Annotated in this window: 14 protein-coding genes; all 14 read left to right on the top strand. The window is 35.8% G+C overall.

Annotated features, from left to right (window positions below; genetic code table 11):
• The first annotated feature begins 105 nt into the window (after nucleotides 1-105).
• Nucleotides 106-969, top strand: coding sequence for a sporulation peptidase YabG (gene yabG / locus MNO09_RS30705; RefSeq protein WP_001173738.1), 864 nt, complete (start codon nucleotides 106-108; stop codon nucleotides 967-969).
• Nucleotides 970-1,207: 238 nt separating this feature from the next.
• Nucleotides 1,208-1,468, top strand: coding sequence for a biofilm formation stimulator Veg (gene veg, locus MNO09_RS30700; protein WP_000044349.1), 261 nt, complete (start codon nucleotides 1,208-1,210; stop codon nucleotides 1,466-1,468).
• A 91-nt stretch (nucleotides 1,469-1,559) separates the two neighbouring features.
• Nucleotides 1,560-1,739, top strand: a complete 180-nt coding sequence (gene sspF / locus MNO09_RS30695) for an acid-soluble spore protein SspF (protein ID WP_001985066.1) — start codon at nucleotides 1,560-1,562, stop codon at nucleotides 1,737-1,739.
• Between the two features lie 196 nt (nucleotides 1,740-1,935).
• Nucleotides 1,936-2,805 carry a 4-(cytidine 5'-diphospho)-2-C-methyl-D-erythritol kinase gene (gene ispE / locus MNO09_RS30690; RefSeq protein ID WP_000772096.1) on the top strand — a complete coding sequence of 290 codons (870 nt, stop codon included), beginning with the start codon at nucleotides 1,936-1,938 and terminating at the stop codon, nucleotides 2,803-2,805.
• A gap of 54 nt (nucleotides 2,806-2,859) precedes the next feature.
• A complete protein-coding gene (gene purR, locus MNO09_RS30685) occupies nucleotides 2,860-3,708 on the top strand; it encodes a pur operon repressor (RefSeq protein WP_000702481.1) in 849 nt (282 codons plus the stop codon).
• A gap of 124 nt (nucleotides 3,709-3,832) precedes the next feature.
• Nucleotides 3,833-4,207 carry a RidA family protein gene (locus MNO09_RS30680; RefSeq protein WP_000869826.1) on the top strand — a complete coding sequence of 125 codons (375 nt, stop codon included), beginning with the start codon at nucleotides 3,833-3,835 and terminating at the stop codon, nucleotides 4,205-4,207.
• Nucleotides 4,208-4,359: 152 nt separating this feature from the next.
• Nucleotides 4,360-4,653: a septation regulator SpoVG gene (spoVG, locus tag MNO09_RS30675; RefSeq protein ID WP_000454042.1), complete on the top strand. Its 294-nt coding sequence runs from the start codon at nucleotides 4,360-4,362 to the stop codon at nucleotides 4,651-4,653.
• Between the two features lie 322 nt (nucleotides 4,654-4,975).
• Complete coding sequence (glmU, locus tag MNO09_RS30670) at nucleotides 4,976-6,355, top strand: bifunctional UDP-N-acetylglucosamine diphosphorylase/glucosamine-1-phosphate N-acetyltransferase GlmU (RefSeq protein WP_000071047.1); 1,380 nt, start codon at nucleotides 4,976-4,978, stop codon at nucleotides 6,353-6,355.
• An 18-nt stretch (nucleotides 6,356-6,373) separates the two neighbouring features.
• On the top strand, nucleotides 6,374-7,327 hold the full coding sequence (locus MNO09_RS30665; RefSeq protein ID WP_000107420.1) for a ribose-phosphate diphosphokinase: 954 nt from the start codon (nucleotides 6,374-6,376) through the stop codon (nucleotides 7,325-7,327).
• A gap of 72 nt (nucleotides 7,328-7,399) precedes the next feature.
• Nucleotides 7,400-7,960, top strand: a complete 561-nt coding sequence (pth, locus tag MNO09_RS30660) for an aminoacyl-tRNA hydrolase (RefSeq protein ID WP_078183735.1) — start codon at nucleotides 7,400-7,402, stop codon at nucleotides 7,958-7,960.
• A gap of 70 nt (nucleotides 7,961-8,030) precedes the next feature.
• Complete coding sequence (locus MNO09_RS30655; protein ID WP_000399441.1) at nucleotides 8,031-8,255, top strand: anti-sigma-F factor Fin family protein; 225 nt, start codon at nucleotides 8,031-8,033, stop codon at nucleotides 8,253-8,255.
• Between the two features lie 105 nt (nucleotides 8,256-8,360).
• Nucleotides 8,361-11,891, top strand: a complete 3,531-nt coding sequence (gene mfd / locus MNO09_RS30650) for a transcription-repair coupling factor (protein WP_064475156.1) — start codon at nucleotides 8,361-8,363, stop codon at nucleotides 11,889-11,891.
• Between the two features lie 136 nt (nucleotides 11,892-12,027).
• The gene (spoVT, locus tag MNO09_RS30645; protein ID WP_000648312.1) at nucleotides 12,028-12,564 is read left to right on the top strand and encodes a stage V sporulation protein T; all 537 of its coding nucleotides are present in this window, start codon (nucleotides 12,028-12,030) and stop codon (nucleotides 12,562-12,564) included.
• 232 nt (nucleotides 12,565-12,796) lie between these two features.
• A complete protein-coding gene (locus tag MNO09_RS30640) occupies nucleotides 12,797-14,398 on the top strand; it encodes a putative polysaccharide biosynthesis protein (RefSeq protein WP_070169267.1) in 1,602 nt (533 codons plus the stop codon).
• Nucleotides 14,399-14,409: the final 11 nt, after the last annotated feature.

The following is a 14,409-nucleotide window of genomic DNA, read 5'->3' as shown; positions in this document are numbered from 1 at the left end:
GAAAAGGGACAGTTCAACTTGAACTGTCCCTTTTGTCACCTTTCCTCTCCTACATTCATACTTTAAAAACAGGTAAGATGGCCTAACGAGTTTGGAGGTAGGAGAATGGCTTTACATGTTGGAGAATTAGTGGAACGATATTCTCATAATAGGGATATCCTTTTTCGTATTATAGAAATAAAAGGCGAGATAGCTATATTATTTGGAGAGGAAATTAGACTGGTGGCAGATGCGCCACTTGAAGATTTAATTAGTATAGACCAACGAGAACATAAAAAAAGAGCGAAGCGTGAGAAAGAAACGATGGAGCGTACGTATCGTTTGTTTCAACAAGATTATGTATTAATGAAACAAAGGCATGAACACACTTCAACGGGTGGATATACAAGTGAGGTAAATTATTTTCAAATGCCAGGACGTGTATTGCATATAGATGGAGACCCGTTATATTTGCGCAAGTGCTTAGACTTATATAATAAAATTGGTGTTCCTGTACAAGGTATTCATTGTAAAGAAACAGAGATGCATGAAAAGGTAGTAGATTTAATAGATCATTTTCGTCCGGACATTTTAGTTATTACAGGACACGATGCATATACAAAATCAAAAGGGGTAAAGGGAGATTTAGCAGCATATAGGCATTCAAGGCATTTTGTACAGGCTGTTCGAGAAGTGAGAAAAAAATATCCATCATTGGATCAACTCGTTATTTTTGCTGGGGCATGCCAATCACACTTTGAAGCATTAATTCGAGCAGGTGCTAATTTTGCTAGTTCACCATCTAGAATTAATATTCACGCACTAGATCCTGTATATGTGGTTGGAAAAATTAGTTTTACGTCATTTATGGAAAGAGTAAATGTATGGGATGTTGTACGTAATACGATTACCGGCGAAAAGGGACTTGGCGGTATTGAGACGAGGGGAATTTTACGAACTGGATTACCCTTTCAACATTATGAAGAATAAGCAAGGTACATATGTATCTTGCTTTTTTGTATGGAAAGGATTTAAATCAGCTTGGATAAAAAGAGACAAGAACGCGCAGACTACATAATGATACTTTTACAATATAGTATTTCTTCTATCTATTTGAACGCATGATGCTTTTATAATGATATTGTCTGTGAGTTGCGGTTAATAATTGGGATAGATATATCGTGTTTTAAGTGTTCAATCTAAATTACAGCGAGGTGTAACGAAGTATATGTCAAAACGTTTAGATGAAATTAAAAGCGAATTAGATCACCATCTTGGACAGAGACTGATGTTAAAGGCAAATAGTGGGAGAAGAAAAACAGTAGAGCAATCAGGTGTACTTGCAGAAACGTACCGTTCTGTTTTTGTTGTACAATTGGATCAGCAAGAAGATGCGTTACAACGTGTATCATATAGCTATGCGGATGTTTTAACAGAGACAGTAGAGTTAACGTTTTATGGTGAACCTCATAATGAAGTGATTTTATAATTCATGTATCGTTACATATATTCCCACAAATGAAAAGCTATATTATTTTGCATACTAATTATACCGTAGCAAAATAAGGAGGGACTCTGCATTGAGTAGACGAAGAGGTGTCATGTCAAATCAATTTAAAGAAGAGCTTGCAAAAGAGCTAGGCTTTTATGATGTTGTTCAGAAAGAAGGCTGGGGCGGAATTCGTGCGAAAGATGCTGGTAACATGGTGAAACGTGCTATAGAAATTGCAGAACAGCAATTAATGAAACAAAACCAGTAGTTGTAAGATACTTTCTATGCTACGGTAGCCGAGGAGTGATTCCTCGGCTTTTTGTACTCGAAAAGGTGCCATCATTTTACATAAGTAGTTTCATTCTGAATGCTTTTCGTTATAATTAGGGAAGTGTCATCGTCTTACTATAAATTTATGGTAAAATAAACGATAAAAGATTGAGTACATAGAGTGGGTGAATAGATTGAAGCTACTAGTGAAAGCACCAGCAAAGATTAATCTGTCGTTAGATGTACTGGGAAAAAGACAAGACGGATATCATGAAGTGAAAATGATTATGACAACAATTGATTTAGCGGATCGTTTAGAACTAATGGAATTAGCAGAAGACCGTATTGAAATTTTATCCCATAATCGGTATGTCCCAGACGACCAAAGAAATTTAGCTTATCAAGCAGCGAAATTATTAAAAGAGAAGTTTAATGTGAAAAAAGGCGTATCTATTACTATTGAAAAAACGATTCCAGTAGCAGCTGGATTAGCAGGTGGAAGTAGTGATGCAGCAGCGACATTACGTGGCCTTAATAAATTATGGAATTTAGGGCTTACAATTGATCAGTTAGCAGAGCTTGGCGCAAAAATAGGATCAGATGTATCGTTTTGTGTATATGGTGGGACAGCAATTGCCACTGGAAGAGGAGAGCAAATTGAGCACATAAAAACTCCGCCTTCTTGTTGGGTTATTTTAGCAAAACCCCATATTGGTGTATCTACTGCTGATGTGTATGGAAATTTAAAGTTAAATCGAGTTACACATCCAAATGTAGATAAAATGGTTAACGTCATAAATGCTGGGGACTACAAAGGGATTTGTGATACTGTTGGTAATGTTTTAGAAGATGTAACGTTTGCGATGCATCCTGAAGTTGCACGTATTAAGGCACAGATGAAGCGATTTGGGGCGGATGCTGTATTAATGAGTGGAAGTGGCCCAACTGTATTTGGTCTTGTGCATCATGATTCGCGAATGCATCGTATATATAATGGATTAAAAGGATTTTGTGAACAAGTATACGCAGTACGTTTATTAGGAGAGCGAGAAACGCTTGAATAAAGACGTATAATACGTTATGATTTGTTTAGAATATTCGTGATTTGAGGTGAGAGTATGAAAATTAGACGAAGTACAAGATTAGTCGATATGACGTATTACTTGTTACAAAACCCTCGTCAGCTAGTTTCTCTCACTTTTTTTGCTGAAAGGTATCAATCAGCTAAGTCTTCCATTAGTGAAGATTTAGTTATTATTAAGCAAACGTTTGAACAACAAGGGGTCGGCACATTGCAAACGGTACCAGGAGCAGCAGGAGGAGTGAAATATATACCATATATAAGTGAGGAAGAGGCAGATCTAATTATTGGTGAGCTTTGTAGCTTATTTGAAAATCCAGATCGTATTTTGCCTGGTGGTTACTTATATATGACAGATCTTTTAAGTAATCCTCGCCATATTAATGGCGCAGGTCGTTTGTTTGCTTCTGTTTTTGCTAGGCAACCAATTGATGCGGTTATGACGGTGGCAACGAAGGGGATTCCACTTGCTTATGCGGTGGCAAATTACTTAGATGTACCGGTAGTAATTGCAAGGAAAGATAATAAGGTAACAGAAGGCCCAACTGTTAGTATTAACTACGTATCAGGTTCTTCTAAGCGAATTCAAACAATGACGTTAGCAAAGCGTAGCCTTCCAGAGGGATCAAATGTTTTAATTATTGATGACTTCATGAAAGCTGGCGGGACAATTCAAGGTATGATGAGTATGTTAGAAGAGTTTAAGGCTAATGTTGTTGGTATTGGTGTATTAGTAGAATCCACGGATATTGAAGAACGACTAATTAATAATTTTGTATCATTAATTCGTCTATCAGAAGTTGATGTGAAAGAAAAAGCGATTCAAGTGGAAAAGGGAAATTATTCACTGGCACCATTTGATGAAGGGCTTGTAGAGGCTGAGTAAAAAGGTAAAGCAGATCGCTTTATCTTTTTTTTATTCTGTTTATAAATTATAAAATAGATGGACAAACTGCTTTTCGTGCACTATTTTTAAAGAGTAAAAATAAATAATAAAAGGGTGAAAAAATATGAAAGTTGTTCAAACAAGCAATGCACCACAAGCAATTGGACCATATTCACAAGGGATTATTGTAAATAATATGTTTTACAGTTCAGGACAAATTCCGTTAACTGCAAGTGGAGAGCTTGTAGCAGGAGACGTGACAGTACAAACAGAGCAAGTATTTCAAAATTTACAAGCTGTATTAGAAGAAGCAGGTGCTTCATTTGATACAGTAGTAAAAACAACAGTATTCTTAAAAGATATGGATGATTTTAATGCTGTTAATGAAGTATACGGCTCTTATTTCTCTACTCATAAGCCAGCTCGTTCTTGTGTACAAGTAGCAAAATTACCGAAAGATGTTTCAATTGAAATCGAAGTAATTGCCCTAGTTAAGTAATCTTTTGTAAGCGATAACCTCCACTAATCTCTATATTCAATTAAATTAAAAATTTTTATCTTAAAAATTTTTAAAAAATTAAAGGGAAAATAGAAATTTTGTGGAATTTATACAAATATATCGCTTATTTAGAAAAGGGTGGTGAACACAAGATGGAAGTGACTGACGTAAGATTACGCCGCGTAAACACAGAAGGCCGCATGAGAGCAATTGCCTCTATTACTCTAGACCATGAATTTGTTGTTCATGATATTCGTGTAATTGATGGTAATAATGGATTATTTGTAGCAATGCCAAGTAAACGTACTCCAGATGGAGAATTCCGTGACATTGCACATCCAATTAATTCTAATACACGCTCTAAAATTCAAGATGCGGTTTTAACAGAGTATCATCGTTTAGGCGAGTTAGAAGAGGTTGAGTTTGAAGAAGCGGGTGCTTCGTAAAATTCGAATGAAAAGGGCTTTTTAAAGAAATCCCTATAATTTTGCAACAAACTCCTGTAAGCATTTACAGGGGTTTGTTTTTTTGTGGTTTTATCTATTTTTCGCACGGAAAATTCTGAATTCTTTAAAGTGAAGAGGAAAACTTCTAATTTTTTCAAAATCATTTTAAATAGTATAGCTTATTTCTTAAAAAAGATACTAAAGAGTAAAACATCGTATAAGAATTATGGTAAAATTTAATAGTTAAAATGTGTTTCTTGAAATATATGATGATTTAGGATAATATCGTTAATGGATAAATAGGTTGCGATGGAGGGTCTATATGTCAAACAGATTTGCAGTGATTCTAGCTGCGGGCAAAGGCACACGTATGAAGTCTAAGCTATACAAAGTGCTTCATCCTGTATGTGGAAAACCTATGGTACAACATGTTGTCGATCAAGTAACGCAATTAGGATTGCAGAAACTTGTAACAGTCGTAGGACATGGTGCTGAAATGGTACAAGAACAGCTAGGAAACGTAAGTGAGTTTGCATTACAAGCAGAACAACTTGGTACAGCACATGCTGTAGATCAAGCTGCAAGTGTACTTGCAAACGAAGAAGGAACAACTTTAGTTATTTGTGGTGATACGCCGCTAATAACTGCTGAAACGATGGAATCATTGCTTCAGCAACATAAAGAGGCAGGGGCAATGGCAACGGTGCTAACAGCTTACATAGAAGAACCTGCTGGATATGGTCGTATCGTTCGTAATGAGAATGGTCATGTTGAAAAGATTGTTGAGCATAAGGATGCAAATGATAAAGAATTAGCTATTAAAGAAATCAATACAGGTACGTATTGTTTTGATAATAAAGCTTTATTCGCCTCACTTTCTAAAGTTTCAAATGATAACGTACAAGGTGAATATTACCTGCCAGATGTTATTGAGATTTTAAAAAATGAAGGTCATATCGTATCAGCTTATCAAACAGAGCACTTCGATGAAACGTTAGGTGTTAACGACAGAGTCGCTCTATCGCAAGCGGAAATTATTATGAAAAACCGTATCAACCGAAAGAACATGGTAAATGGTGTTACAATTATTGATCCAAGTAACACGTATATTTCTGCTGATGCGATTATCGGTAGTGATACAGTTCTTCATCCAGGAACAATTATTGAGGGGAATACTGTAATTGGTTCTGATTGTGAAATTGGACCGCATACAGTAATTCGCGATAGTGAAATTGGAGATCGTACGACAATTCGTCAATCTACTGTACATGATAGTAAACTTGGTACAGAAGTATCGGTTGGTCCATTTGCACATATTCGCCCAGATTCAGTTATTGGAGATGAAGTACGCGTTGGAAACTTCGTGGAAATCAAAAAAACTGTTTTTGGTAATAGAAGTAAAGCTTCACACTTAAGTTATATCGGGGATGCACAAGTTGGAGAAGACGTGAATCTTGGTTGTGGTTCAATTACGGTGAACTATGACGGTAAGAATAAATTCAAAACTGTGATTGGTAACGGGGTATTTATTGGATGTAATTCAAACCTTGTTGCTCCTGTAACAGTTGAAGATGGTGCTTATGTGGCAGCAGGCTCTACAATTACAGAGAATGTTCCATCAAAAGCATTATCTGTAGCACGTGCACGTCAAGTTAACAAAGAAGACTATGTTGATCAATTGCTGAATAAGAAAAAATCATAATGTGGAGGGTTAATCTAGATGTCGACTCAATATCTAAATTCTAATTTGAAAGTATTCTCTTTAAACTCTAATAAGGAACTTGCTGAGCAAATTGCAAAGCACATTGGAGTAGGACTAGGAAAATGTTCTGTTGATCGTTTTAGTGATGGAGAAGTTCAAATTAACATTGAAGAAAGTATCCGTGGTTGCGATGTATTCATTATTCAATCTACAAGCTTCCCAGTAAACGAACATATCATGGAATTACTTATTATGATCGATGCATTAAAGCGAGCATCTGCAAAAACAATTAATATTGTTATTCCTTACTATGGTTATGCGCGTCAAGACCGTAAAGCGCGTTCTCGTGAACCAATTACATCGAAACTTGTAGCAAACTTGCTTGAAACAGCAGGTGCAACTCGTGTAATCACTCTAGATTTACATGCTCCACAAATTCAAGGGTTCTTTGATATCCCAATCGACCACCTAATGGGTGTACCGATCCTTTCAGATTACTTTGAAACAAAAGGTCTTAAAGATATCGTAATCGTGTCACCTGACCACGGTGGGGTAACTCGTGCTAGAAAAATGGCAGATCGTCTAAAAGCACCAATCGCTATTATTGATAAGCGTCGCCCTCGTCCGAACGTATCAGAGGTAATGAACATTATCGGTAATATTGAAGGTAAAACAGCAATTTTAATTGATGACATCATTGATACAGCTGGTACAATTACATTAGCAGCAAACGCTCTTGTTGAGAACGGTGCTTCTGAAGTATATGCTTGCTGTACACACCCAGTATTATCTGGTCCAGCAATTGAGCGTATCCAAAACTCAAATATTAAAGAGTTAGTTGTAACGAACTCTATCGTATTACCAGAAGAGAAGAAAATCGACAAAGTACATGAACTTTCAGTTGCTCCACTAATCGGAGAAGCAATCATTCGTGTGTACGAAGAAGAATCTGTAAGTGTATTATTCAATTAATTGGATAGAATGAGACGTAACCAAGATTGGTTACGTCTTTTCGTATCGAAAAAAGAAAGTAGTGGTACAAGAATGAAATTGATAGTAGGACTTGGGAACCCGGGTAGAGAATATGAATTAACAAGGCATAATATTGGATTTATGGCGATTGATGAACTTGCAAAGCGTTGGAATATTTCTTTGAATGAACAAAAATTTAAAGGAATATTTGGTGCAGGATTTGTTAATGGAGAAAAAGTAATCTTATTAAAGCCACTTACATATATGAATTTATCTGGGGAAAGTATTCGACCACTCATGGATTACTATAAAATTGATGTTGAAGACTTCGTTGTTCTGTACGATGATTTAGACATCCCTGTAGGTAAATTACGCCTTCGTATGAAAGGTAGTGCTGGTGGACATAATGGTGTGAAATCAACAATTTCACATTTAGGAACACAAGAGTTTCAACGTATCCGCATGGGAATTGATCGTCCGAAAAATGGCATGAAGGTAGTAGATTACGTATTAGGACGTTTTACATCGGAAGAAATTCCTGATGTGAGTCATTCTATTGAAAAAGCAGCGGATGCATGTGAAGAATGGTTAAATAAACCTTTTCTTCAAATCATGAATACCTTCAATAGTTAAGGGTATGATTGGGAATATTTTGTCTTGTTTTTACCCATACTAGTAGTAATTGGATTTTTAGGAGGCTAGTATGGAAGGTTATTATTATTGCAGACATTGCGGGAGTAATGTAGGCTCCGTTACTGCAGAAAAAGTGTATAGCGACGTTTTATTTCAACTAACAGAGCAAGAAGTAGTAGAGATGATTCATTTTCATGAGAATGGAAATATATATATAAAAACGATTTGTGAATCGTGTCAAGAAACGCTCGCATCTTATCCTGAGTATTATGAATATGAAAAATTTCTGCAATAAAATGTTGTCGCTTTGGCATGTCCAAAGCATTTTTCTGTTTTCTTTTTCCAAAATATTTGCATAAAATATAGTGGCTTGCTCTTTATGTTGAGAGGGGTTTTGAAAATGATAGGTTTATTAGAGCAATTTTATAAAAATGAAGAGATCCAATCGGTTATTAATGGACTAGAAGATGGTTTAAAAGAACAACTTGTATCAGGTATGGCAACCTCTTCTCGTTCGTTATTAATGGCGGCCTTATATAAAAAAACAAAAAAATCACAACTTATTGTGACGCATAATTTATATCAAGCACAAAAAGTGCATGAAGATTTAGTGGCGTTACTTGGTGAAAAAGATGTGTGGTTATACCCAGTAAATGAATTGATAGCATCAGAAATTGGTGTTGCAAGCCCAGAATTGAAGGCGCAACGTATTGAAGTATTGAATCGTTTAGCGGCAGGAGAAAACGGGATTATTGTAGCGCCAGTTGCAGGACTACGTAGATTTTTACCAATGAAAGAGTTGTGGAAGCAAAGGCAAATCGAAATCAATCTAGGGCAAGAGATTGATTTAGATACATTCTTGCATACTTTACATCATATTGGTTATGAGCGTAAGTCGATGGTAGAAGCTCCTGGGGAATTCAGTTTGCGCGGGGGAATATTAGATATTTACCCATTAACTGAAGAGTTACCATTTCGTATTGAATTTTTCGATACAGAAGTTGATTCTATTCGATTATTTGATGTGGATGAACAGCGCTCTCAAGATAAAAAAGAAAGTGTTAGATTTGGTCCAGCAACAGAGTTTTTATTTTCACAGGAAGAATTGAAGTCGGGAATTGAGCATCTTGAGGAAGGCTTGACTAAGACGATGCAAAAACTTTCCGATGATAAATTGAAGACTACAGTGCTTGAAACGGTAAGTCATGAAATTGAGATGTTAAAAAACGGGCAAAGTATAGAACAGATGTTTAAATATTTATCTATTTTCTATAAAGAACCTGCTAGTCTGATAGATTATTTACCAGAAGATGGTATTGTGGTTTTAGATGAGATTTCCCGTATTCAAGAAACAGCATCACATCTTGAAACAGAAGAGGCGGAATGGTATATATCACTTCTTGGTGAGGGAATAATTATTCAAGATTTATCTTTCTCACACTCGTTTGAGGAATTTCTTCATCATAAAAAAAGAAGTTTTGTGTATTTAACGTTATTCTTACGCCATATAGCACATACACATCCACAAAACATTGTGAATGTGACATGTAAAACAATGCAAGATTTCCATGGGCAGATGCAGTTGTTGAAAACTGAAATTGATAGATGGAACGAAGGGCATTTTACGACTGTTGTGCTCGGCACAGATGATGAACGTGTAAAAAAACTACAACATATTTTAAGTGATTATGATATTGAGGCAGATATCGTAGAGGGCACAGATATATTATTGCCTGGAAGGTTACAAATTGCTGTAGGTGATTTACACGCAGGATTTGAAATGCCGATGCAAAAGCTTGTTGTTATTACTGAAAAAGAGCTTTTTCATAAGAAAGTTAAAAAATCACAACGTAAGCAGAAGTTATCTAATGCTGAACGTATTAAAAGTTATTCGGAATTAAAAGTTGGAGATTATGTAGTTCATGTAAATCATGGTATAGGTAAATTCTTAGGTATCGAGACACTAGAGATTAATGGTGTTCATAAAGATTACTTGAATATTAAATATCAAGGTAATGATAAGTTATACGTTCCAATTGAACAAATTGACCAAGTGCAGAAATATGTAGGATCTGAAGGTAAGGATCCAAAAGTTTATAAATTGGGCGGAAATGATTGGAAAAAGGTCAAAACGAAAGTTGAAAAATCTGTACAAGACATTGCGGATGACCTAATTAAACTATATGCTGAGCGCGAAGCCTCAAAGGGTTATGCATATACACCAGATACGGCAGAACAACAAGAATTTGAATCTTCTTTCCCATATCAAGAGACAGAGGATCAATTACGTTCTATTGAAGAGATTAAGAAAGATATGGAACGTGGACGTCCGATGGATAGGCTTCTTTGTGGTGATGTAGGATATGGAAAGACGGAAGTAGCTATCCGTGCGGCATTTAAGGCAATTATGGATGAAAAACAAGTTGCAATTTTAGTGCCGACAACGATCCTTGCACAACAACACTATGAAACAATTCGAGAGCGTTTTCAAGATTATCCAATCAATATAGGATTATTAAGTAGATTCCGTACGAGAAAACAGCAAAATGAAACAATTAAAGGCTTAAAAGATGGTACGGTAGATATCGTAATCGGAACGCATCGTATTTTATCTAAAGATGTTACTTATAAAGATTTAGGTCTTCTTATTATTGATGAAGAACAAAGGTTTGGTGTAACGCATAAAGAAAAAATTAAACAATTAAAAGCAAATGTTGACGTGTTAACATTAACGGCAACTCCGATTCCGCGTACACTCCATATGTCTATGCTTGGTGTGCGTGACTTATCTGTTATTGAGACACCACCAGAAAATCGTTTCCCAGTCCAAACGTATGTAGTAGAGTATAATCCAGCGTTAATGCGAGAAGCGATAGAACGAGAGCTTGCAAGAGGTGGGCAAATTTACTTCCTATATAATCGTGTGGAGGATATCGAAAGAAAAGCAGATGAAATTTCGATGTTAGTTCCAGACGCGCGTGTAACTTATGCGCATGGGAAAATGAACGAAGGTGAATTAGAGTCTGTTATGCTATCGTTTTTAGAAGGGCAGCATGATGTTCTTGTAAGTACAACAATTATTGAGACGGGTGTAGATATTCCGAATGTAAATACGTTAATTGTATTTGATGCAGATCGTATGGGACTATCGCAGCTGTATCAGCTTCGTGGTCGTGTTGGACGTTCTAATCGTGTTGCATATGCATACTTTGCATACAAACGAGATAAAGTGTTATCAGAAGTTGCAGAGAGGCGTCTGCAAGCCATTAAAGAGTTCACAGAGCTTGGGTCAGGTTTCAAAATTGCGATGAGAGACTTATCCATTCGTGGTGCAGGTAACTTGTTAGGAGCCGAACAGCATGGATTTATTGATTCTGTCGGATTTGATCTATATTCTCAAATGTTAAAAGATGCAATTGAACAGCGTAGAGGAACAGATGGGGTTGAAAATACAGTTAATGTTGAAATTGATTTAGAAGTAGATGCATATTTACCAGATGCTTATATTTCAGATAGTAAACAAAAGATTATGATGTATAAACAGTTTAGAGGTGTTTCTGCAATTGAGGATATTGAAGAGTTGCAGGAAGAGATGATAGATAGATTTGGTGATTACCCGCAAGAAGTTGGTTACTTATTGCAAATTGCAAATATTAAAGTATTGGCAATGAAAGAACAAATTGAGTTAATTAAGCAAAATAAATTTGAAGTGACAATTCTGTTCTCAGAACAAGCAAGTCAAAATATTGATGGCGGAAAATTATTCATGCTTGGAAATAGTTTTGGACGTATGATTGGTCTAGGAATGGAAGGATCGCAATTGAAAATCGTTATGAAAACAAATGGTTTAGAGACATCGAAGTGGTTAACAATTGCTGAAAATTTATTAAAAGGCCTACCAGATGTAAAAAAAGAAGTCATAAATGCCTAATATAAGATAAAAAAATACAATTCGGCGTGCATAGAAGAACTAATGTGTAAAATACTATGTCTAACAGTTGGTGATTTTTACATGAACAGGTAAATTCACCACTTTGATCATCAGTAGAAAGTGAGGCAGCATTAGAATGAAAGCAACTGGAATCGTACGTCGAATTGATGATTTAGGTAGGGTAGTAATCCCGAAGGAAATTCGTAGAACTTTACGTATTCGAGAAGGAGACCCACTAGAAATATTTGTTGATCGCGATGGAGAAGTGATTTTGAAAAAATATTCTCCAATTAGTGAACTAGGTAATTTTGCAAAGGAATATACGGAAGCTTTATACGATAGCTTAGGACATAATGTGCTTGTATGCGATCGTGATTCTATTATCGCAGTAGCAGGTGTATCTAAAAAAGAATACTTAAATAAAAGTGTTGGCGATTTAATTGAGAAGACAATGGAAGAGCGTAAGTCTGTAATTATGACAGATGAAAGCGAAATTTCAATTATTGATGGAGTAACAGAAAAAGTGAGTTCCTATACAATTGGCCCGATTGTTGCGAATGGGGATCCAATTGGAGCTGTTGTTATCTTCTCTAAAGAGGCTATTATAAGTGAAGTAGAGCATAAGTCAGTAAATACAGCTGCAAGCTTTTTAGCGAAACAAATGGAGCAGTAAGGCTATATCGAATTTGAGAAGTAGCAATCTTTCCTAATTATGATATTTCTTCTTGAGAAATCAAATATTTGGAGATATATGTATATTGAATGAAGGTAGCGCTTTGCTACCTTTTTTCGTTGAACATTTCTATCGTTGCGCGAACGTATTATTACTCGTGTAGGCAAGGAAGCTTGTCCTTTTCTTTATGATATAATACGAGGGGTGAGAATAGAAAAAGGAGTTTTCTTGTATGGAATCGAAGAAGTATCAAGCCTTTTGGCGTGGGGCTATTATATTAACAATCGCAAGTTTTGTTACAAAGGTATTAAGCGCTTTTTACCGTATTCCATATCAAAATATAGCGGGTGATATTGGTTTTTATATTTACCAACAAATTTATCCGTTTTATGGATTTTGTTTAATTTTAGCTACTTATGGGTTCCCCATTATAATTTCAAAAATGGTTGCGGAACGATTAGAGCGAGGGAAACAACAAGAAGCAGAAGAAATTATCTGTGTATCTTTTTGGTTTTTATTAGGAATTGGTTTCGTAGGCTTTTTTACATTGTTTTTTGGTGCCGAAGCAATTGCAACAGCCATGGGCGATATACACTTAGATAAGTTATTACGTGTTATTTCATTTTCATTCATATTGATGCCGTTTTTATCTGTAGCAAGAGGATATTTTCAGGGATTCAATAATATGATGCCAACAGCTGTTTCGCAAGTGATAGAACAAACGATTCGTGTTTCTATTATTGTATTTTTATCTCTATTCCTAATTGCTCGCGGATTTGATTTATATACAGTCGGTGCAGGTGCTATGTTAGGTTCAATCGCAGGTGGACTGATTGGGATTATCGTACTTGTACTTTATATGCGTCATGACTTTCGTTCTATATTTTTCAAGAGTGTAAAGAGAATTAAGGGAAAAAAGAGGATCATTAAAATTCTGTTTTGGCAGGGATTGGCGATTTGTGTTAGTAACTTAGTACTTATTTTTATACAAATGGCTGATTCTATTTCCTTCTATTCCTTACTTATTGGGGCAGGAGAGCAAGCTGAAAGTGCAAAGGTATTAAAAGGTGTTTATGACAGAAGTATCCCGCTTATGCAATTAGGTACTGTCGTGACAACTTCTTTCTCATTGTCGCTTATTCCAATTATTACAGCGGCGAAGGAAAGAGGAGATCTTTCCTTTATTCGAGAAAAGGTAAAGTTAGCAATGAAAATAACATTTGTTATTGGATTTGCAGCTGCCATTGGATTAACTTGTATTATTCAGCCTACGAATATTATGTTGTTTGAAAATAGTGATGGGTCAGATGTTTTATCCATTTTATCTTTATCTATTTTATTTAGTTCATTGTCGATTACAACTGCGTCTATTTTGCAGGGGTTAGGACAAACATTAAAACCAGCAATATTCGTTATATTTGGGGGTTGTTTAAAGTTAGCTTTAAATTATACATTAATGCCGTATTTTGGTGTGAAGGGAGCTGCAATTGCAACACTAGTTGCGTTAATTGTAATTTCTGTGCTAAATAGTGCATTACTTATGCAAGCTGTATCCGAATCGCTTATCGATAAGCGGAATATGTTAGGTGTAGTTATTAGTGGTATCGGTATGGGGTTTGTATTAATAATATTTATACGTGTGATGCAACTGTCTGGATTAGTAATTGATACAAGGCATAGAGGAATTGCAACACTTGAGGCATTTTTAGGTGTAGCTATCGGTGGATTAACATATGTGTTTTTAATTTTAAAATTACGTGTATTTACAAAAGCGGAAATAGGAACCGTTATGAAAAAAGAGAAAAAAGAAGGTTCATTGAAGAAGAGTGGATAGAGGTGGCAGGT

It is taken from the genome of Bacillus sp. N5-665, from assembly GCF_022637375.2.
Classification (GTDB): Bacteria; Bacillota; Bacilli; order Bacillales; family Bacillaceae_G; genus Bacillus_A; species Bacillus_A wiedmannii.
Note: the sequence above shows the minus strand (reverse complement) of the source record. Positions and strands in the feature narration are given on the sequence as shown.

What these genes read in the sequence shown, in the direction of transcription:
- glmU (WP_000071047.1), top strand. Translation starts at nt 4,976, where the DNA reads ATGTCAAACAGATTTGCAGTGATTCTAGCTGCGGGCAAAGGCACACGT.
- veg (WP_000044349.1), top strand. Translation starts at nt 1,208, where the DNA reads ATGTCAAAACGTTTAGATGAAATTAAAAGCGAATTAGATCACCATCTT.
- spoVG (WP_000454042.1), top strand. Translation starts at nt 4,360, where the DNA reads ATGGAAGTGACTGACGTAAGATTACGCCGCGTAAACACAGAAGGCCGC.
- MNO09_RS30665 (WP_000107420.1), top strand. Translation starts at nt 6,374, where the DNA reads ATGTCGACTCAATATCTAAATTCTAATTTGAAAGTATTCTCTTTAAAC.
- MNO09_RS30655 (WP_000399441.1), top strand. Translation starts at nt 8,031, where the DNA reads ATGGAAGGTTATTATTATTGCAGACATTGCGGGAGTAATGTAGGCTCC.
- yabG (WP_001173738.1), top strand. Translation starts at nt 106, where the DNA reads ATGGCTTTACATGTTGGAGAATTAGTGGAACGATATTCTCATAATAGG.
- purR (WP_000702481.1), top strand. Translation starts at nt 2,860, where the DNA reads ATGAAAATTAGACGAAGTACAAGATTAGTCGATATGACGTATTACTTG.
- MNO09_RS30680 (WP_000869826.1), top strand. Translation starts at nt 3,833, where the DNA reads ATGAAAGTTGTTCAAACAAGCAATGCACCACAAGCAATTGGACCATAT.
- MNO09_RS30640 (WP_070169267.1), top strand. Translation starts at nt 12,797, where the DNA reads ATGGAATCGAAGAAGTATCAAGCCTTTTGGCGTGGGGCTATTATATTA.
- spoVT (WP_000648312.1), top strand. Translation starts at nt 12,028, where the DNA reads ATGAAAGCAACTGGAATCGTACGTCGAATTGATGATTTAGGTAGGGTA.
- pth (WP_078183735.1), top strand. Translation starts at nt 7,400, where the DNA reads ATGAAATTGATAGTAGGACTTGGGAACCCGGGTAGAGAATATGAATTA.
- mfd (WP_064475156.1), top strand. Translation starts at nt 8,361, where the DNA reads ATGATAGGTTTATTAGAGCAATTTTATAAAAATGAAGAGATCCAATCG.